Source organism: Lactobacillus sp. PV037, assembly GCF_014522345.1.
Taxonomy (GTDB): domain Bacteria; phylum Bacillota; class Bacilli; order Lactobacillales; family Lactobacillaceae; genus Lactobacillus.
Window position 1 is genome coordinate 621,304 of record NZ_CP041987.1, and the last position, 19,503, is coordinate 640,806.

A 19,503-nucleotide genomic window follows, 5' to 3' on the forward strand; every position below is an offset into this window, starting at 1 on the left:
TAAAAATAAAAATGAAAAAATTTTGTACAAATTGTGGCCATCCCCTAAAACCTACTGATAAAGTTTGTGGAAATTGTGGTCAAGTTACCAACAATTCTCAAAATTCCCCAACAGCTCCCAATCCTAAACCCTTAAAATCAAAAAAGAAAAAAATAAAATATTTAATTTACATTGGAATATTAGTAATTGTGGCAGCTCTAGGATTTGCTGGCACCAAATATTATAGTCAGGATAGTCAGGCTTCTAGAATTGTAAATGCTCTTACTACTAATTCTCCTAAATTAAAAAACTATGTTATTACTGATAATTCGACTGTTAAAATTACTCCAGAAACTTTAAAGCCTTTGCAAACATCTTATGAATATCTTAACAAAAGTGATAAAAAGAGTTTAAAAGATTACCTAGTTAATTCTTTAAAACAACCAAATTCTAAAGAAACTCTTCAATTAGTGAGAAATGGAAATTATTTTATGATTTTCCCTAAATATTCATTAAAAGTTAGAACCTATAGTCCTGTAATTAATACAGATGATGACAATGATTTACTTTATATCAATGGGACTAATATGGGAAAAATAAAATCTAATGGCAAGAAACAGGTAAATCTTTTAGCAGGAATGTATGATATAACTGTCTATAATAAACAGAAACAAGAAACTAACAAGACTGTCGATATAGTTAATAACGATCCAGTATTCCTGGATGTAAAAACATATAGTGTAAAAATAAAAGGACCAGCTTATAGTAAGATTTATTTTAATGGTATCCATGAAAAAGAAGGTACATTGGATAAGAATGGTGAAACCATTAGAACATATTTTCGTGGGGGTAATGATGAAAGCTCCTCTTCTTCTCATAAGAAATATGATCCAGATGAAGATGGAGAATTCTATTTAACCACTGTGGTTGATGGTAAGACAGTAAAATCTAAACCTATCAAAGGGTTAATTGACCAACTAGCAGATTTTAATACTTATGGTGCAAATTCAGATTCCGGAGTAATTAAATGGAGCTCTGACGATGATGATTTTGATTACATCGTAACTCCTAAGTGGGATACAGATGTAGATGTAAAATAAGATAGAATTTTGGCGTAAAGAAGAAGTCCTAATTAATGAAATACGGTAAACATTTCCTAAAATAATCATTTAAGACCTAGAAGTTTAATACTTTTAGGTCTTTTTATCTTACTACATCGCTGCTTAGTAAAGAGCTGTGAAACTTTTTTGCTAAAAATCAAAAAAATAGGCTATTTTTTTATTTAATATAATAGTATATTTTTAAGAAAATTGGGTAAATATTTTAGAATAAGATAACAAATTGAGTTTTACACCGATAGTATTAATTTTTTGCCATTCCCAGTAAAGTACTGCTACAACAGGAATAATAACCAATAACTAAAAAAAGCTAATGAGGAGTTTAGACAGTGTGAAACAATTAAGTTAGTGGGTTGTTTAATATTTTGACTTTTGTTAATATATCAGTGTAATAGTTTAATATTACACTTAAAAGGAGAGATAATGGAATTCCAAGATAATGTACCAATTTATTTACAAATTGAAAAATACTTGTACCGTCAAATAGCCTTGGGAAATATCAAGGCAGGTGAGAAGATTCCTTCAGTACGGCAGTTAGCAGTTGAATTGACCGTAAATGTAAATACGGTGCAGCGTGCTTTGGCTGAAATGAATCGTGAAGGTATTTTAGAAGTTAAAAGAGGACTCGGGTCTTTTGTGACAACCGACAAGAGGTTAATTGAAAAAAAGCGTATGGAGCTAGTGAAAGATACAATAAAAGAATTTTTGGAAAGCTGTCGCCAGTTAGGCTTAGATAAGCAAGAAGCAGAAGAAGTTTTGAGAAATTACATTAAAAATGATGAAAAATAAAGAAATGCTACAAATTGAAAACTTAACTTACCATAAAAATCTAAAAACAATTTTGAGTAAGATAGATTTAAATATTACTAGTGGAAAGATTGTTGCACTCTTGGGAGAAAATGGTGCAGGCAAAACAACCTTGATGCGCCTAATAGCTGGTTTAGCTAATAATTACAAAGGTCAAATTCAAGTAGAATGTGAGACAAAGTCAGAAAATAGAAAAGCCCTTGTATCAATGTCGGATTCTTTAAGTGGACTTGGAAATGGTACGAGTATTAAGTGGATAAAAGAATTTTATGAAAGATTATTTTCGGATTTTGATCAAGAACAATTTGAAGAATTAAAAAAGTTCATGAAGTTAAATGATGAAATGAAATTAGGGCAACTTTCAAAAGGGATGCAAGAAAAGCTGAGTATTGCACTAACTTTAAGTCGCCATGCAAAACTTTATCTATTAGATGAGCCATTTTCGGGAATTGATCCAATGACGAGAAAGAAAATAATTAATTCTATTTTACTTTGGAAAGACGAGGATAGTACCTTAATAATTTCTGATCATTTTGTAAATGAAATTAGAAATCTATTGGATGAAGTGGTCATTATCAAGGATCATCAAATAGCAGCACAAATTTCAGCAGAGGATATTAGGCAGCAAGGTAAAACAATCGAGGAATACTATACTAGCTTTTATGAGGATGAAGAATAAAATGACAAAATTTAGTGCTTTATTTAGAGAACTTCTGTCAATACGTTGGCGAAGTGTAAAAACATTAATTTTGCTCCAAGTAGTTGCAACTGTACTTTTGAGCATTTTTGGATATTTAAAAACAGAAGCCTTTCATAATTTAACTGTCTTGGTACAAATTTTTAGTATATTAGCACCAATAGTTGATATGTTGTACTTAGTAATTTCAGCTTGGAAAAATGAACAAGTTTATGGGTCAACTACCTGGAGATTAGTACCGGTAAGTTCAACCAAATTATATCTAGGAAACTTATTGAGTGATATTATTGGTGGGATTTACTTAGGGCTTTTGCAGATTGTAGGTGTAATTCTCACATCTTTACCTTTACTTTTTAATAAAGATGTAAGAAGAGGATTAGGAATTCTATTTAGTAATAAAAAAGATGGGCTATTTAATCCTGTGACTTTAAGGGAAATCGGAAATGGACTTAAAGATGGAGGATTAGAGTTTATTTCACTTGTGTTATCTTTTTTGATAGCTTTATTACTAATTATCCTAATTTTTTACACTGGGGTAACACTGCTTAATCTCAGTTCCAGAGTAATTGTAGATTTTTTACCGGAAAAATTTAATCGTTTGTACCGTTTTATCGTATTAACTGTTTTATTTATTGTTTTATTAATTAGCTCACTCAACTTTATTGAAAAACTTTATAATAATCTATCTATTGCTCTCTCACTAATGAGTGGTAGTTTAGAAAGCTTTGGCGTATTTAATGTATCTGTGGGAATTTTTGTGGTAATATTTAGTTTAATCAATATTTGGCTTTTAAAAAATTATTACGAAGGAAAATAGTCTAATAATATGAAATATCCAGAAAAATTATTAGAAAAGGTAAGGCAACGAAGTCAAGGGATGCAGCTAGAAGGTATAAATGAAGGTGCTGGTCCTGTGAACCCTGTATTAATGTTAGTGGGGGAAGCACCAGGACGTAATGAGATTAAAACCAATATTCCTTTTAATGGCAACTCGGGGAAAGAATTGATGAAGTCACTTGCTTTGTTAAAATTAAAAAGGGAAGATGTTTACATAACTTCGGTTGTAAGAAGTAGACCTTATAGTAAAAAGAAAGTATTTGATAAAAAGCTTAATACAAAAATAGTTAAGTATCCTAATCGTAAGCCGACGAAGAAAGAGATTTTAGCTCATGCGCCCTTATTTGATTATGAGGTAGAGCAAGTAAAGCCAAAGATCATCGTAGCAATGGGCTCAACTGCAGTTGAACGATTATTAGGATCAGAATACAAAATTTCGACAGATCATGGCAAAGTTTTAGAAAATCAAGCAATCTTACAATTAAATCAAAAGGAAGATGGATATGAATGGTCAAAAGATAAGTACACGATTTTTCTTGAGTACCATCCTGCAGCCGTTTTATATCGACGTAAACTACAAGAGACGATTGAACAAGATTGGTTAAAAATTGGACATTATTTAAAAGATAGTAAATAAAAAATAACTCCCAGATTGGATAAAGAATCAGAATCCAAACTGGGAGTTTTATAATGGGATAAGCTGATAAAAACTGGATAATTTGTTACTAAGATGAAAACAGCTTGTTAGTTAATTAAGGCAAAAAACTGCTTAATATCTTTTCACCCTCTAAATTAACAGGGGATGAAAATATTAAGCAGTTATTTTATAATTATTTGGTACACATTTGGCATACAAGAAATTATCTAGTAATTCATCGAAAAATGTTGATATTAGTGAGTTTGAATGTAACTCAAAACTTGCTCCACTTCTTCATTAGTAAAATTATCTTGACCAGATTTCATTGCGTGGATTTTTTCAACAGATAAGTGACTTCCAAATGCTAATGCGGTATCATTAATTCCATTTTTAACTTCGTAATCAATAATTGCGTCCATTAAATCATTTGTATTCATTGTAAAGTCCTTTCTAAACTAATTACTAAAGTACTTGATTTGGTTAAGTGGGTAATATCTTAACTTAACTTCTCCAATAATTGCACTCTTTTTAATAAAACCAATCAGTCGGGAATCTTTTGAGACATTCCGGTGATCACCCATTACAAAGTAGGAGTTTTTAGGAACTCGCTTAACTCCAAAAAGTTGTTGTAAAGAAAAATTATTAGTGTAAAGTTGTCCCTTAGGTAATTTCTTTTCATATTGGGTTAAATAAGGTTGCTTGATTGGTTTCCCGTTGATATACATGACATCATTTTTTGATTCCACTGTATCACCAGGTAAGCCGATAATTCTCTTAATATAAAGAGCACCTGGCTCATCAGGGGCCTTTAAGATTACAATATCTCCTCTTTGCAACTTAGTATGTCGAACTGCAATAATTCGGTCGCCACTTTCAAATGTCGGCTGCATTGACGGCCCTGAGACAGTTTCATTGGAAAGAAAGAATCTAAAAATAATAAAGTAGATTCCCATGAAAATTAAAACCATTACTACAATTTCAAGTAGTGATTTCCCCCAAGATTCTTCTTTTTGAGAGGTTTTTTTATTATCCTTTGCCATAAATCTAACTCCTTTATCTTTACTATTCTATTATAACTGTTTTTTATGTTTTTGAATGTTAAAATCTATTGTAAAGGATAAATAAAATGGAAAATTTAGTAAATAAATTAATTACACTAGATAAATCAATTAATTCAGAGCTTGTTCATAAACGAGTAGTAGAAGTAGAAAAAATTATCGATAAAATTAGTAAAAAAGATGTAATATCCACAATGCCTGCAAGATTAGAAATTTTCCCAGATGAGTTTGAGGAAATCAGTGAAGGATTAACTTTAAGTGAAGTTCAAGACATAAATGTCTTAAATAAATTATTAACTAATTTTAGAAGCTATTTATCAAGAAAGTATGGTATCTGGTCGTTACCTAATTTAGCAGCTGCAGAAATGGTAAAAGAAGAGTTTAGTGCTAAAACAGCTTTAGAGGTAATGGCTGGTAATGGTTATTGGTCATTAGCTTTAAATAAGGTGGGTATTAAGACAAAAGCAACTGATTCACTAGAATGGGCGAAAACCTCTCAAACTGGTAGTAATCGATTTTATCCAGTAGAAAAACTAACCGCTGAGCAAGCAGTGAAAAAGTATTCCGATGTAGATATAATTTTATGTGCTTGGGCGCCTAATTTTGGTAGTGAAGATTATAAATTACTTCAAAGTTATCGTAAATATTGCGATTTGAGGACAAAATTACTTTTTATTGGCGAAAAGGATGGCGCAACAAATACGCCGCTATTTTGGCAAGAAGCAAAATTAATTGATAAAAAGAAAATAAAGAAGATCAATCAAGTATTTCAAAGTTTTGATTTTATAGATGAAAGGTTTTATGGAATAAGGTAAAAATGATAAATATAAAAAAAGTTTTTCTCTTGGTGATAAATTTGCTGGCTTTAGTTGGAATTGGATTAAGTTTATCACTCCAACAGTCCCAACAAGCAGACCGCATTTTGAATAATAATGGTTTGTCACCCAAGTATAATGTTTATAAGGTAAGTAATAATAAAACTATTAAAGAATTAATTACGGATTTAAATAAGTATCCTAATAATCAAATACAGGTTCATCTAAAGTCGAAATATGATACTGATAGAGTTTTAATTTGGGCTAATTATACTCCTTCAAGTTTACCTCTAGAAAAAAGTAGTGATCGTTATTTTTCAAAGAGTGATTTTACCAATCAAGTACCCTTAGCAGTAGTGGGAGAGGCTGCAAAAAATAATGTTATTACTTATCAAAATCATCCCTATTTAAAACTAGACAATCAGTATATTAGTGTAATTGGCCAATTTAAAAATTCAGCAAAAGCAAAGGGATACTACCTAATCACTGGAGTTAATTTACCAACTGCCAATGAGAAACTAAAAAATTATATCATATCTGTAGATGGTTTAAGTAATAAACAAGCTACTACTTTAGCTAAACAGTTAAAGGCCTCCCACAAAGTGGTAGACTATGCAACAACTTATAACCGTCAGCACGGAATTAATCCAACTAAAAAATTCATCTTCACTTTATTATGTGTAGTAGTTATTTTATGTAGTTCTTGGATTTGGGGAATGATTGACAGTAACCAAAATAGAAGATTACTGGTTAAAAGAGATATTATTCAGTTCTTAGTTAAAAATAATATTTTTAGATTTGTAATGGAAAACTTAATTTTAATCGGTTTTACTTATTTAGCAATTCAAGCTTTATGCTTCTTCTTAAATAAGCAATCTTTACTGGGATTATATTTCATTATTTACTTATTAGAATGTGCCACTTATGGTTTAAGTTTACTTTTTAACCAGCGAAAGGATAAAAATCATGCAAAAAATACCGACCGAGTTTAAAGAAAAATATAATAAGTTGCTGGGAGAAAAAGAAGCAGCTAAGTTTTTTAAAGCAATTGAAGCTGAAGATAAGACAAAGGGATTTAGATTAAACAGTTTAAAGAATGGCTTTAAAGATGTAGCTTATCCGCTAGATAGTCGAGTACCTTTTACTGAGAATGGATATTATGGGACAGCTTCAGGAAAAGATAGTGAGTGGTTAGCAGGAAAAGTATATTCGCAAGACCCTTCTGCCATGTATCCAGCAGAAGCAGCACAAATCAAACCAGGAGAAGTTGTATTAGATTTATGTGCAGCTCCTGGAGGAAAGTCAACAGCGCTAGTAGAAAAGCTTCAAGGTAAAGGAACATTAGTAGCTAATGAAATATCTACTGCTAGAGCTAAAATTTTACGGGAAAATTTAGAAAGATGGGGAGCTGTAAATAGTGTGATAACTAATGAAAATCCAGCTCGCTTAGTAGATAATTTTAAAAATTTCTTTGATAAAATTGTTGTTGATGCTCCTTGTTCTGGGGAAGGGATGTTTCGTAAAGAGCCAGATGCAATTAAATATTGGTCACAAGAATATGTTTTAACTTGTCAAAGTCGGCAAAAAGAAATTTTAAACTCTGCTGTAGAAATGCTAAAGCCAGGTGGGATGTTGGTATATTCAACTTGTACTTATGCGCCAGAAGAAGATGAAGAGATAGTAAGTTGGCTAGTAGAAAATTATGATTTTAAGATCTTACCACTTAAACACTATCCAGGGATGAGTGCAGGTCAGCCCGAATGGGGAGATGAGCAAGAAAATTTAAAAAATACCGTTAGAATGTGGTTTCAAAATGGAATTGGAGAAGGCCAGTTTGTGAGTTTATTGCAAAAACCAGGAGAATTACCCAAAGAAGAGAAGGAAAAGAAAAAGAAGCGAAAAAAGGAAAAAATAAAGAGTAGCTTTGAAAAAATTGATAAAAAAGAAGTTGAACTAATTAAAAAAGTTCTTGATAAATTTAACTTACCCACAGAAATGGAAAACTGGGAGAAGAAGACTATTAAGAGAAATGATCATGTGGTTTTTCCAGCCTTAAATCCAGTTTTATTAAAAGGATTACATGTTTTAAATAATGGGGTCGAGTTAGGCTTATTAAAAAAGAATCGTTTTGAACCTTCACATGCATTAGCTGAAGTATTGGGCCAAAAGCCACAAACGGAAGAAATAAAATTAAATGAAGAAGAATTTAAAAAGTTTGTTCATGGTGAAAGTATCAAGTTAACTGATAATCAATTAAGAGGATTTGTCTTAGTAAGCTACCAAGGAAATATTTTTAGTTTTGGTAAAGTAGGTGGAGACAATATCTTAAAAAACTTTTATCCTAAAGGACTTCGTAAATGAAAAAAGTTGATTAACTCTAAAAGAGTTAGTCAACTTTTTTGGTATTAATTTGTTTAAAATAGTTAAATAAAGCTGAATCTAAGTAGTAGTCAATGTTAGAGAGAGACGAAAAATCACTTATGCCAAAAATAGCAAATAAAGTAGTTAATTCTGATTTTAATTGTTGAATTAACTGAATAAGATTAGTTGTAGAATCCGCATGTTGTAGAAATAAGTTAGCAATTCCAACAAAGTCTGCTCCTAGAATCAAGGACTTAAAAATATCCATTGAAGTAGTGATTCCTCCTGAAGAAATTAAAATTTCAGGTGGATTTTCTTGAGCTCCAAGCAGACATTTGGCAGTAGATAGATTTAAATCATCGATAAAATTTAGCTTATTTTTTTCACGACGATTATTTTCAATAGTGGCAAAATCAGTTCCACCACTTCCACCAATATCAATATATTCAAAGCCGTTACTTTTCAAAAAAGCTAAACTCTTTTTACTTATTCCATTGCCAACTTCTTTTAAGATGACAGGAACTTCTACGCTATCTTGAATTTTCTTCAGGTTATCTAACCAGTGGAAGTTTCGATCTCCTTCGGGCATTACAATTTCCTGTAAGACATTTAAATGGATTTGAAGAGCGTCGGCAGAGAGGATTTTGACAATCTTAGCGGCTGTTTTTGGAGAAGTATTAGGGTTGACATTAGCAAATAAAAAACCATGAGGATTTTCTTGTCGAGCAACTAAAAAACTATTTAGCTGCTTAGGTTCTTTTTCTAATATACTAGCTGATCCTAATGACATCGCAATATTTTCTTTAGCAGCTGCTTGAGCCAAACGTCGATTAACAACTTCTGCGTTAGCTGATCCACCAGTCATTGCATTAATAAAAAAAGGAGCACTAACTATTTTGTTAAAAAGCTTAATAGTAAGTGAAATGTCGGAAAGGGCTATTTCTGGTAAAACAGGTCGCATAAGGTGGACTTGATTAAGTTCGTTATGAGAAGAAAAAAAGAGCATTTTTGCTAATTTTAAGTGATCATCTTTTCGTTGGGAGTGTTGCGACATAAGAACCTCTTTAATTAATGGAATGAACTAAAAAATTTAATGGTAAAATACCATTTTCTTTCCATAGGACTTTCATTTGTTCAATATTTGTATTGGTGTCAGCGATTACGATACCACAATCACCATTTCCAGCACCAGAGGTTTTAGCGGCACCACCAAACTGTTCAGCAACTTCAATTAAGTTGCTGAGGCGTGGAATTTCAATTGCAATATGATTGAGAGCCGCAAATTCTTTTAAAAGGGTGCGATTAATTCGAATTTGATCTTTAATAATTGAAATATCGCCCTTTTCAAACCCTTCAATCATTTTTAGAACACACTCGCGAGAATTTTGAAGAAAATCTTCATATTGATGACGAATGTGGGCTTTTTTAGCATTTGTCTTATCAACAAGTTGAGAAGTAGATGCTGGCTTTTGACTCCAGCCAATAACTAATTCGAGATCATCTGGAGGAGTTAAAAGTTGTACTTTTAATCCAGGCCATGCTTCATTTAAAACAGCACTTAAACTTTTAGCTTTGAGTTCTTTTTTTAGCCATTTTTTGTCAAAAGTTTGGTATGCTAACCAGCCACCATAAACACTGGCTGCAATGTCACCTGCTGAACCATTTCCTTGAACGCTGTAGTGAGAAATAGCTGAAAGTTTAAAAATAAGATCTTTGCTACAATTTAAACCATAAAATTTCAAAATAGCTTTGACAGTTGCAACAGTAACTGCAGCTGAAGATCCTAAACCAAATTTTTTACCATCTGGAGAATCTAGGTCAGAATTAACATGTAAATCGTATAGTGACATTGAAATTTTTTGCTCTAAGCAAAATTGTTCCGTAAATTTAATAGCCGATAAAATATATTCGAAAGGATTATCACGATTATCAATAACCATTTGATTACCTTGGCGAACCCAATGAAGGGAGTCTTGAGAATATTGCTTGGAATGAATTAATCCTGAAGATCCAGTCGATTTTTCAATTGAAACAGTTACAAATTCATTAAGTGCTACTAAAATAGCTGGACAGTTTTGTTCTAAAACTGCATATTCGCCAGCAATATATAACTTTCCAGGTGCTTTTTCAGTTATCAAAAGAATTTCCTCTAATCTATTCAATAATATTAGTTTAAAATGGTCACTCCTGGACCAAAACCTGCAGTAACTATTTTAACATTAGGAAACAGTTCCTGAACAGAGTTAACAATCTTTTCAGTATAATTATGTTTTGTAAGAATCTTAACGTTCGGGCCAGCATCAATCGTATAATAACATTCGATACCCTGCTGACGTAATTTATGAACTAAATTGATTAGAGCAATTGTTTGAGGAGAAAAATAAGTAAAACTAGGCTGGGAAGTTAAATTTAAGGAGTGCATTTCGTTAGCTGATAATTCACTTAGTTCTCCTAATTGAGTGAAATCTTTGTTATCAATAGCCTTTTTCATTAAATCAATCTCTTCTTGATTACGAGCAAGCCAATTTTGGTAAAAGGGAGAAGATTGAGCTAATTTCATCCCTGTAGAAGAAGAAATTTCTTTAGGTTGGGTATTTACTTCAACTGCTAACATCTGTAAATCCCAAGCTGGCTTTTCAATAAGGGAAGTAGCAAAAGAAGTATCATGAGAATTTCCCTTTTCCCAAATGACAAAACCACCATAAACAGAGCGTGTTGCTGAACCTGATCCTAAGCGAGCAAGTTTAGAGAGATATTTTTTATCTAAATCAAGTTGATAACTACTTGCAAAACTAGCAGCTAAGGCTGCAAATGCAGATGCAGAAGAGGCAAGGCCAGCAGCAGTGGGGACATGGTTAATCGAAGATATTTTAAAGTGGTCATTGAAACCATACATTTTCTGGAGGCGTTTAATATATTCAAAGACACGTTTACTACTGCTTAAATCTTGTTTTTGGCCGTTTAAATAGAAGCTATTCTCCGTTATTTCAGGACTATGTTCAAAAGTTGTGTCAGTATAAAAAGCATCTAGTGTCATAGATAGACTGGACATTAAAGGAAGCTTTAAATCAGGATTGGCTTTACCCCAGTATTTAATTAACGCAATATTAGTATGGGCACGTGCTGTTTTTTTATTCATTATTAAATTTCCTCTATCCAATAATTAACGATGTTACTTTTTACTTTTCCTATAATTTGCTGAGCTATTTCTTTCGTAGGACAAAGGGCGATGACAATACCCCCTAAACCACCACCTGAAATTTTTGTTCCTAAAGCACCATTTGCATTAGCTACTTCAATGATCTGATCAATTTTAGAAGTGGAAAGATGGAAAGAAGCTAAAATTGTTTGGGCTTGGTTAAAGATATCACCAATTTTAAAAATATCCTTGCTAAGCCATGCTTTTTTAAAATCATTGGCTAATGAGCCAAGTTGGTTAATGCGTTTTTTACCATCTTGAGTAGTTTCAAGTTGCTTTCGAACTAATTCAACAGCTTGACGAGTATTGCCAAGCTGACCGCTATCCATAATTAATAGACTTGCTCCTAGATGACTTTTAAGAGCTGTGGGACCAGTTGCTTTACTAAAACTTACCAAATAATCAGAGTTAACCGTAGCTGTGTCTAAACCTGAAGCTTTTCCGTGATTAATCATTTCTGCATGATTGGCAATTTTCATAATTTCTTTTTTAGAAAGATTAAGGTTTAAAAATTCATTTAAAGCTTTCGTAGTGCCTAACGCAACTACTGCACTTGATCCTAAACCACGTTCTATTGGAATTTCTCCTTCATAGGTTATCTTTAAAGTGGGAGGAGAAGATAAGCGAGAAGTTAAAGTTTTATAAATATATTTAAGACCATCATAAGTAGCTGGTGCACTAAGAAAATCGCCGTGATAGTTTTTTGTGATCATTTGACTATTACCTACAGCAAGAGGTTCAATAGTCGTCTTGATCTGCAAAGCTTTAATTGGCATTGCAAAGGCATTTTTACCGTAAACAACAGAATGTTCACCAATGAGAATTACTTTTCCATGACTTGTAATAGTAGTTTTATTCATTATTTTCTCGTTTTATCCTCTTTTCTCTGAATTATCTTTTTTGTATAATTAGAATACGTGTTCGCATAAAGCAAGAAATTGACTAACTAGCTCTGAGGAGGCCGTAAATTGATTAATTTACTAACTGGACGTCAAACTGATAATCTACAAGAAGAAATTATTCGACGTGCAATTGAATGTTATAGAGATGACGAAGATAAGTTAACTTTTATTATCGTACCAAATCATATAAAGTTTACCACAGAAATAGATGTTTTAAGCACTCTAAATTCTAGGTATAAAAAATCAAGCGTAAAAAATTTGCAGGTACTCTCATTTTCCCGCTTGGCATGGTTCTTTTTAAAAAATGAAAAAATTAATTTTCCAGAGATTTTGGATGATGCTGGAAGTGTCATGCTTTTGAAACAAATTGTCGAGGAAAATAAAGATAATTTATTGATCTTTAAAGATTCAGAAGTTAATAATGGCTCATTAAAACAAGTCTATGAAGCAATGCTTTCAATTAAACAAGGAAATTTAGATTTGGAAGAAATTGATGAAGATGGGCTTGGTGATGAAGAAACTAAAAGAAAAATTCATGATTTAAAACTAATTTATCATGCTTTCAGTGCTAGACTCTCTGATAAATTTGCTACAAAAGATGAAGTAGAAAATTTATTAAACAAGTTTTTGATGAAGGCAAAGAACTTAAAAGAAATGAATTTCTTCTTTGTAGATTTTTCGCATTTTACATCTCAAGAATTGAAAAATGTCCAGTTAATTTCTACTAAAGCTAATAATATAACTTTTGCTTTTAAAACAAAGGATGGCACGATAAAGAAAACTTCTCAAGTAGGAGATTACGATTACATTGTGCAAAAAACTATTAAGCAATTAAAAGCAAGTTGGTTCCAGCAGGGATTAGAGGTTAAAGAAGAAGCTTTCCTAAGTAAGAATAAAATCTCAAAAGCTGAAAAGTTAAATGGTCTGTGGGTGCAAGAGCTTCCTCCGTTTAAAGATAGTAATGAATTTAAAGATTTTACCTATTTTATAAAGGCGGATTCACGATATGCAGAGGCTTATTTTGTTGCACGAACAATTTATCAACAAGTTGCCTTACATAATTATCGTTATCGTGATTTTTTAGTTTTAGCACCAAATCTTAGTGAATACGAAACTTATTTAGCCCCAATTATGCGCCAAAATAAAATTCCTTTCTTCAATGACTTACAGAAACAAATGAAATATCATCCACTAGTGGTAGTCATTGAAAGTTTAAGAAAAATAGCCAAGGGTAATTTTTCTACTACAAATATCTTAGCCTTTGCTAAAACAAAGTTATTTCTTCCAGATTGGTATCAAACTGAACAACAGTATCAAGAAGACCTAGATGATCTAGAAAATTTTGTCTTAGCTCATGGAATAAACTTTTCTCTTTGGGAAAGACCCCTGACAGATTTTGTAGATGCTAATGTCATTAAATTGGATAATGCTCAAGAGAAGGTCCAAACTTTAGATAAGTTAAGAACTTATTTACTGAAAACCATCAAAACCATCATCGAGCAATTAAAGCAGGTAACAGAGGTAGAAGAAGGAATAAATAAATTTTGGAACTTTTTAGTTGAAAATCATGTTCCGGAAAGATTTGAGCAGTGGCGTAAACAAGCTATTGATACTGGTGATTTACAATTAGCGCAGGAACCTGAGCAAGTTTGGTCGACATTACAAACTTTAATTAAGGACTACCTATTAATTGCAAAAGAATACGATCTTGACTCATTTTTTGATTTATTAATTAGTGGGTTTGGAGAGGCAAGTTTTTCTCAAATTCCTTCAACATTAGATGCTGTGAATATTTCCGAATTAGGGATGGTGCAGATTCCAAAATATAAACAAGTCTTTATTTTGGGAGCAACTAGTACTAATTTGCCACAGTTACAAACTACCCCTGGTTTTTTAAGTAGTGAAAATATTGAAGAAATTAATAATACAATTACTGAAAGTGAAAATCAGTTAGAAGATTCTTATAAAGTCAATAATTTAGATCAAAATTATCAATTTGGTAATGTACTAAGTCTAGCTTCAGATAAGATATATTTTTCTTACCCCATTTTGAATGCTTCAAATGAAAAAATGCAACCTTCTTTGTACTATAAGGAACTTTGTAGATTAACAGAGCAGCCAGAAAAAAGACAGCGTGACTTACCTGTAAATCAGGAAGAAGTTCTTTCATTTGTTACAAATCCTAAAGCTAGTTTGGGTTATTTAACTTATATGAAGAATAATAATTTTTCCTATGCACAGGCATTAGTGGAATTGACTAGTCCGAAAGAACCCGAGTTAGCCCAACATTTAATCTTGTCCAGTGAATTTAAGAATGTTCCAGAAGATTTAAGTGAAGAGTTGGCACAAGAGCTATATGGTCAAACAATTGAAACCTCAATTTCTCAGTTGGAAACATATTACAAAAACTCATTTGAATATTTTTTGAATTATGGGTTAAGACTTCATAAAAGAGTTGAGAATGAATTGGATGTTATCCAAGCAGGAAACTACTATCATGAAACTTTTGATAATTTGGTTAAATATTTAAAAGCTCATCATTTAGATTTAGCAGGTATTAGCATAGAACAACTAAATGAGATTCTAAGAGAAATTCAATTAGAGTTACAAAAAAAGGGCCAATATCGTCAACTTTTAAATGATCCATTTAATCAGTATTTATTTAAACGATTGGACTCCACTACTAACTATGTAGCTAATTTTTGGCATAATCATTTAAATCAAACTCTTTTTAGGCCTCAGTATTCAGAATTAAGTTTCGGAAGTTCACAAAAAGTTAAGGGATTAAAATTTGAAGTACCAGATTTTAAGGGGAAAATGCATCAGGTAGGACTCCGAGGAAAAATTGATCGCATAGATCTAGCTCAAATTGATGACCAAACGATAGCACAATTGATTGATTATAAGTCGTCTGAAAAGAATTTTGAAATGAACAAATTCTTTTCTGGAATTTCATTACAAATGATGTCATATCTAGACGTTTTAAAGAAAAATGCGGGCTATTTTGCTGATGGTGATAAGCCTTTAAAAATTATGGGTGCTTTTTATCAAACTATTGCGAATAAAAGAGAGTTAATAAATAAGAAAACTAACATTCAAAAAGGATTTAAAGTAAAAGATTTAAAGGCCGAAAACCGCAAACAAGTTCAGTATAGAGGAATTTTGGTAAAAGATTTATCTTTGTTAAAGGAAATTGAGCCAACTTTGGCAGAAAGTAGAAAATCTGATTTTTACAATGGTGTTCAGTTAAACAAAGATCAAACTTTTAGTAAAAGAAAGGGGAAAACAGTAATCTTTTCCCCTAATCAGCTAGATAAGCTGCTTGAGTATAATGACTTTTTGATTAAACAAGCTGCTCAGAAAATACTAAGCGGAAAAATTACCTTGAATCCGTTCAGGGATGGAAAAAATTCGGCACTTAAGTATTCAGATTATAAAGATATCTTTTTCTTTGATCCAATGTTGCCAGAAAATGAATACCATGATTTGCCAACAATAAAAGATAGTTCACAGTTAATAGATGAGATTGATAAAAAATTAGGGAAGAAAGATAATGACGAGTAAAAAAATAAGTTTTTCTTTAGAACAAGAAGAAGCAATTAAAACTAATGGTAAGGATATTTTAGTTTCGGCTTCAGCTGGGTCGGGGAAGACGGCGGTCTTAGTAGAAAGGGTAATACAAAAGATTTTTAACCATGTCCCAATTACGGATTTATTAATTATTACTTTCACTAAGGCAGCAGCTAGTGAAATGAAAGAGAAAATAAAGGCTCGCCTTTCTCGCGCAGTAAATGAGGATCCCAAAAATTATTTTTTAAAAGAGCAATTGCTTAAAGTTGATGTTGCTAACATTTCAACTATTGACTCATTTTGTTTAGATGTAATTAAGAGATTCTACTATGTAATTGGGCTAGATCCAAGTTTTAGTATCTTGACTGATGAGGTGCAAGGGATGCTGCTAAAAGAGCGGGCTTTAAAGGAAGTAGAAGAGCAGCATTTTCAAAATGAAGATGAGGAGTTTTTAAAGTTTTATGATAATTTTGCGGGTGATAGTAATGCAGAGGAAGCACAAAATTTAATCCATGATTTATACAATATTGTAATGACGCAGCCAAATTATTTGAATTTTTTACAAAAAGTTGGTGACCAAGAAGCAAAAAGCATTACAAATTTAAATTTTTGGAATAAAAGCATAAAAGTGTTACTTTTACAAAAAGTAGACAAAATAAAAAACAAAGCAAGCGATTTTACAAATCGCTTGCAAACAGAACAAACCACCGAAACCGACAAAAAAATCCTTGAAAAATATGCCTTCAACATTACAAATTTAAATAAATTTATCCAAGCAACAGAAACTTTTTTAACTAATCTGAATAACAATTCAGCCTATGATGATTTACGCTCTCAATTTTCCACTTTAACTCTTGAATCAAAAGTAATTAAAGACAGCCCAACTTATGAAGACTTTAAACTTTACAAAAAGGAAACAGAAGAGCAATTAAAACAATTTTATGCTACATATTTCATTGAAGAAGAAAAAAAGCAACTCAGCTATCTCAATGCTAACTACAAACTTAATAGAATAATTGCGCAGGTAGAAAAAGAATTTATTGAAAAATATGCTAGTTTTAAGCGAGAACAAAAACTTCTTGATTATCAAGATATGGAACAATTTGCTTATGAAATTTTGACTAGCAACGATTCCAACTCCGATTTAGCACAAGAGTTTTATCAAAATAAATTTGAAGAAATTCTAGTTGACGAATATCAGGATATTAATTATTTACAAGAAAGTATCATTCAAGCCTTAAAGAAGCCAGGAAAAAATGCGGTGTTTATGGTAGGAGATGTTAAGCAATCCATTTATGGCTTTAGACAGGCTCAACCTAAACTCTTTTTAGAAAAATATAATGAGTTTAAATCAGAAAATAAAGATCACAAAAGAATAATTCTCTCAAAAAACTATCGTTCTAGCTCAAACGTAGTTAATACAGTTAATAATTTTTTTAATTCAATAATGACTGAAGAATTTGGTGGGATTAATTATAAAAAAGAAGCTCAATTGCAACATGCAGCTGATTTTGACGAAAATGAAGATATTCCAAGTGCGAGTGAATATATTTATGTAGATGGTGAAACAGAAAAAAGTCATCAATTTAGAGGAATAATTAATCGAATTAATCATCTTATTGAAGAAAAATTTGAAGTTTGGGATGAAAAAGAAAAAAGAACTCGTTTAATACGTTATTCAGACATTGCAATTTTGACGCGTACAAAGGGTCACAATTTAGAAATTATGCAGGAATTTGCTAAAGCTAATTTACCTTTGTTTATCACAGACGCAGAAAATTACTTTCAAACTTTTGAATTAGTAATGATCATGAACTATTTACGCATTATTGATAACCCTCATCAAGATATACCTTTAGTATCAGTTCTACGATCTCCAATTTTTAACTTTACTGAACCAGAACTTGCGCAAATTCGAATTAAATCAAAAAATTCGGCTGATTTCTTTGAAGCTGTTGCTAATTATGCCAGTACTAATAATGAATTAGGCAAGAGAGTTAAGAAGTTTTTAGCACAATTAGAATTTTTTAGAAACTTCACCACTAATCATCGAATTTCAGAGCTTATCTGGAGTATTTATGAAGAGACGCACTTATTAGAAATTGTTACTTCTCTTCCCAACGGGCAGCAAAGACGAGTCAATTTGCAAACCTTATATGAACGCGCAAGTTCGTATGAAAGTGCAGGTTTTAAAGGACTATATCAATTTATAAACTTTATTGAAAAAATGCGTAAAAATGACCGTGATCTCGCTCAGCCATTACTAAGTGATCGTGCTAACGATTCAATTCAATTAATGACAATCCATGCATCTAAAGGATTAGAATTTCCGATTGTATTTGTTGAAGGACTAGAGCAGCCGTTTTCTCTTCAAGATAGCAAAAAGAAATATATGATTTCTCCAGAATTAGGGATAGGGTTAAAGATTAAAACAGAAGATTTTTATGTGCAATCTCTCTTAATGTCTGCAATTAAAGAAGAAAAGAAAAAACTCGATTTAGAGGAAGAAGCCAGAATTCTATATGTTGCCTTAACAAGAGCACGTCAAAAACTAATCTTAGTAGGTCAAAAAACAAATGCTAAGAATAATAGTTCTTATCTGAGTTTTATGGATGATGTTCTTAAGGACTCTCTTGGAACTCCCCAAGAAATTTCTGAAATCAATCATGATATAGAATACAGTAATCAGCTAGTTTACTTAACTTATAAAGACCAGGAAAATAAACAAATAAGTTCAATTTCAAAAAACGATATTCAAGAAAAAATTCCTGAAACTCTTAAGAAAAAAGTAGAAGAACTATATAATTTTAAATACCCATTCAAAGATGCTACGCAAACAACCGCTTACCAAGCCGTTTCGGAAATTAAGGATGCTTTTAATGATAAGATAGATCCAGAATTAAAAAATGCCCATCTCATTAAATCTTCAAATCGATATTTACAACCAATCGATCCAGTACCAAGCTTTTTACCAACCCAAAAATTTAGTGGGGTAGAGATTGGAACAGCAACACACTTAATTTTGCAATATTACGATTATACAAATGCTCCTACTGCAGAAAATTTAGATCAAGAAATTGAAATGCTAGTTAACTTGAGGAAGCTTAATCCTGATATGATACCACACATCGATAAGGAGGCTATTAAGTGGTTCGTAACTAGTGAGTTTTCTGCAAACTTTTGGAAAAATACAACTAAGTTATATCGTGAACAATCTTTTTCAAGCTTAGTCAAAGGAACGAAGATTTTTGATAACTTTTCTGATCCTACTGCAGAAATTTTAGTTCATGGGACTATTGATGGATATTATAAGGATACGGATGGTATTGTCTTATTTGACTACAAGACAGACTACATTGATAAAAATAATCTTGAAACTGCAATTGAGAAGATAAAACAAAAATATAGTGGTCAGCTCCGTCTATATGAAGCTGCTTTAAATGAGATTGAGGATGTTAAAGTTAAGTCAAAATTTCTTGTTTTACTTGACGCAAAGAAGTTAGTAAAATTAGACTAAGAGTAT

General features: G+C 31.7%; 16 protein-coding genes. 10 read left to right on the forward strand and 6 right to left on the reverse strand.

Annotation, left to right across the window (positions count from 1 at the left end; translation table 11 throughout):
* Nucleotides 1-11: 11 nt before the first annotated feature.
* The 5 genes from FP435_RS03485 to FP435_RS03505 all read left to right on the forward strand — a co-directional run bounded on the left by FP435_RS03485 (nucleotide 12) and on the right by FP435_RS03505 (nucleotide 4,075).
* Complete coding sequence (locus FP435_RS03485; RefSeq protein WP_265484464.1) at nucleotides 12-1,079, forward strand: zinc-ribbon domain-containing protein; 1,068 nt, start codon at nucleotides 12-14, stop codon at nucleotides 1,077-1,079.
* A gap of 441 nt (nucleotides 1,080-1,520) precedes the next feature.
* Nucleotides 1,521-1,886, forward strand: a complete 366-nt coding sequence (locus FP435_RS03490) for a GntR family transcriptional regulator (protein ID WP_265484465.1) — start codon at nucleotides 1,521-1,523, stop codon at nucleotides 1,884-1,886.
* The gene (locus FP435_RS03495; RefSeq protein ID WP_265484466.1) at nucleotides 1,873-2,583 is read left to right on the forward strand and encodes an ABC transporter ATP-binding protein; all 711 of its coding nucleotides are present in this window, start codon (nucleotides 1,873-1,875) and stop codon (nucleotides 2,581-2,583) included. The genes FP435_RS03490 and FP435_RS03495 overlap by 14 nt, the downstream gene beginning before the upstream one ends.
* A 1-nt stretch (nucleotide 2,584) precedes the next feature.
* Complete coding sequence (locus FP435_RS03500) at nucleotides 2,585-3,418, forward strand: hypothetical protein (protein WP_265484467.1); 834 nt, start codon at nucleotides 2,585-2,587, stop codon at nucleotides 3,416-3,418.
* A 9-nt stretch (nucleotides 3,419-3,427) separates the two neighbouring features.
* Complete coding sequence (locus FP435_RS03505; RefSeq protein WP_265484468.1) at nucleotides 3,428-4,075, forward strand: uracil-DNA glycosylase; 648 nt, start codon at nucleotides 3,428-3,430, stop codon at nucleotides 4,073-4,075.
* 254 nt (nucleotides 4,076-4,329) lie between these two features.
* Here FP435_RS03505 and FP435_RS03510 read toward each other — a convergent pair whose 3' ends face one another.
* Together FP435_RS03510 and lepB are read right to left on the reverse strand one after the other, a co-directional pair.
* Entirely contained in the window at nucleotides 4,330-4,512 is a 183-nt protein-coding gene (locus tag FP435_RS03510) for an LBP_cg2779 family protein (RefSeq protein ID WP_265484469.1), read from the reverse strand.
* Between the two features lie 18 nt (nucleotides 4,513-4,530).
* Complete coding sequence (gene lepB / locus FP435_RS03515) at nucleotides 4,531-5,115, reverse strand: signal peptidase I (RefSeq protein WP_265484470.1); 585 nt, start codon at nucleotides 5,113-5,115, stop codon at nucleotides 4,531-4,533.
* Between the two features lie 86 nt (nucleotides 5,116-5,201).
* Here lepB and FP435_RS03520 point away from each other — a divergent pair, with 86 nt between their 5' ends.
* The 3 genes from FP435_RS03520 to FP435_RS03530 are packed head-to-tail and all read left to right on the forward strand — an operon-like array spanning nucleotide 5,202 to nucleotide 8,309.
* Nucleotides 5,202-5,948, forward strand: a complete 747-nt coding sequence (locus FP435_RS03520) for an SAM-dependent methyltransferase (protein ID WP_265484471.1) — start codon at nucleotides 5,202-5,204, stop codon at nucleotides 5,946-5,948.
* A 2-nt stretch (nucleotides 5,949-5,950) separates the two neighbouring features.
* The gene (locus tag FP435_RS03525) at nucleotides 5,951-6,940 is read left to right on the forward strand and encodes a hypothetical protein (RefSeq protein WP_265484472.1); all 990 of its coding nucleotides are present in this window, start codon (nucleotides 5,951-5,953) and stop codon (nucleotides 6,938-6,940) included.
* Complete coding sequence (locus FP435_RS03530) at nucleotides 6,915-8,309, forward strand: RsmB/NOP family class I SAM-dependent RNA methyltransferase (protein WP_265484473.1); 1,395 nt, start codon at nucleotides 6,915-6,917, stop codon at nucleotides 8,307-8,309. Before FP435_RS03525 ends, FP435_RS03530 begins: the two co-directional genes overlap by 26 nt.
* A gap of 25 nt (nucleotides 8,310-8,334) precedes the next feature.
* On the opposite strand, the gene fni is transcribed toward FP435_RS03530, so the two are convergent.
* The 4 genes from fni to mvk are packed head-to-tail and all read right to left on the reverse strand — an operon-like array spanning nucleotide 8,335 to nucleotide 12,368.
* Nucleotides 8,335-9,363: a type 2 isopentenyl-diphosphate Delta-isomerase gene (fni, locus tag FP435_RS03535; protein ID WP_265484474.1), complete on the reverse strand. Its 1,029-nt coding sequence runs from the start codon at nucleotides 9,361-9,363 to the stop codon at nucleotides 8,335-8,337.
* Nucleotides 9,364-9,373: 10 nt separating this feature from the next.
* Entirely contained in the window at nucleotides 9,374-10,447 is a 1,074-nt protein-coding gene (locus FP435_RS03540; protein ID WP_265484475.1) for a phosphomevalonate kinase, read from the reverse strand.
* A gap of 29 nt (nucleotides 10,448-10,476) precedes the next feature.
* A complete protein-coding gene (gene mvaD, locus FP435_RS03545) occupies nucleotides 10,477-11,448 on the reverse strand; it encodes a diphosphomevalonate decarboxylase (RefSeq protein WP_265484476.1) in 972 nt (323 codons plus the stop codon).
* Between the two features lie 2 nt (nucleotides 11,449-11,450).
* Nucleotides 11,451-12,368, reverse strand: a complete 918-nt coding sequence (gene mvk, locus FP435_RS03550) for a mevalonate kinase (RefSeq protein WP_265484477.1) — start codon at nucleotides 12,366-12,368, stop codon at nucleotides 11,451-11,453.
* Nucleotides 12,369-12,476: 108 nt separating this feature from the next.
* Between mvk and FP435_RS03555 the strand changes: the two genes are divergently transcribed.
* The gene (locus FP435_RS03555) at nucleotides 12,477-15,974 is read left to right on the forward strand and encodes a PD-(D/E)XK nuclease family protein (RefSeq protein ID WP_265484478.1); all 3,498 of its coding nucleotides are present in this window, start codon (nucleotides 12,477-12,479) and stop codon (nucleotides 15,972-15,974) included.
* A complete protein-coding gene (addA, locus tag FP435_RS03560) occupies nucleotides 15,964-19,497 on the forward strand; it encodes a helicase-exonuclease AddAB subunit AddA (RefSeq protein WP_265484479.1) in 3,534 nt (1,177 codons plus the stop codon). Before FP435_RS03555 ends, addA begins: the two co-directional genes overlap by 11 nt.
* Nucleotides 19,498-19,503: the final 6 nt, after the last annotated feature.

Coding starts and splice junctions, on each gene's coding strand:
- FP435_RS03485 (WP_265484464.1), top strand. CDS start 12: ATGAAAAAATTTTGTACAAATTGTGGCCATCCCCTAAAACCTACTGAT.
- FP435_RS03490 (WP_265484465.1), top strand. CDS start 1,521: ATGGAATTCCAAGATAATGTACCAATTTATTTACAAATTGAAAAATAC.
- FP435_RS03495 (WP_265484466.1), top strand. CDS start 1,873: ATGATGAAAAATAAAGAAATGCTACAAATTGAAAACTTAACTTACCAT.
- FP435_RS03500 (WP_265484467.1), top strand. CDS start 2,585: ATGACAAAATTTAGTGCTTTATTTAGAGAACTTCTGTCAATACGTTGG.
- FP435_RS03505 (WP_265484468.1), top strand. CDS start 3,428: ATGAAATATCCAGAAAAATTATTAGAAAAGGTAAGGCAACGAAGTCAA.
- FP435_RS03510 (WP_265484469.1), bottom strand. CDS start 4,512: ATGAATACAAATGATTTAATGGACGCAATTATTGATTACGAAGTTAAA.
- lepB (WP_265484470.1), bottom strand. CDS start 5,115: ATGGCAAAGGATAATAAAAAAACCTCTCAAAAAGAAGAATCTTGGGGG.
- FP435_RS03520 (WP_265484471.1), top strand. CDS start 5,202: ATGGAAAATTTAGTAAATAAATTAATTACACTAGATAAATCAATTAAT.
- FP435_RS03525 (WP_265484472.1), top strand. CDS start 5,951: ATGATAAATATAAAAAAAGTTTTTCTCTTGGTGATAAATTTGCTGGCT.
- FP435_RS03530 (WP_265484473.1), top strand. CDS start 6,915: ATGCAAAAAATACCGACCGAGTTTAAAGAAAAATATAATAAGTTGCTG.
- fni (WP_265484474.1), bottom strand. CDS start 9,363: ATGTCGCAACACTCCCAACGAAAAGATGATCACTTAAAATTAGCAAAA.
- mvaD (WP_265484476.1), bottom strand. CDS start 11,448: ATGAATAAAAAAACAGCACGTGCCCATACTAATATTGCGTTAATTAAA.
- mvk (WP_265484477.1), bottom strand. CDS start 12,368: ATGAATAAAACTACTATTACAAGTCATGGAAAAGTAATTCTCATTGGT.
- addA (WP_265484479.1), top strand. CDS start 15,964: ATGACGAGTAAAAAAATAAGTTTTTCTTTAGAACAAGAAGAAGCAATT.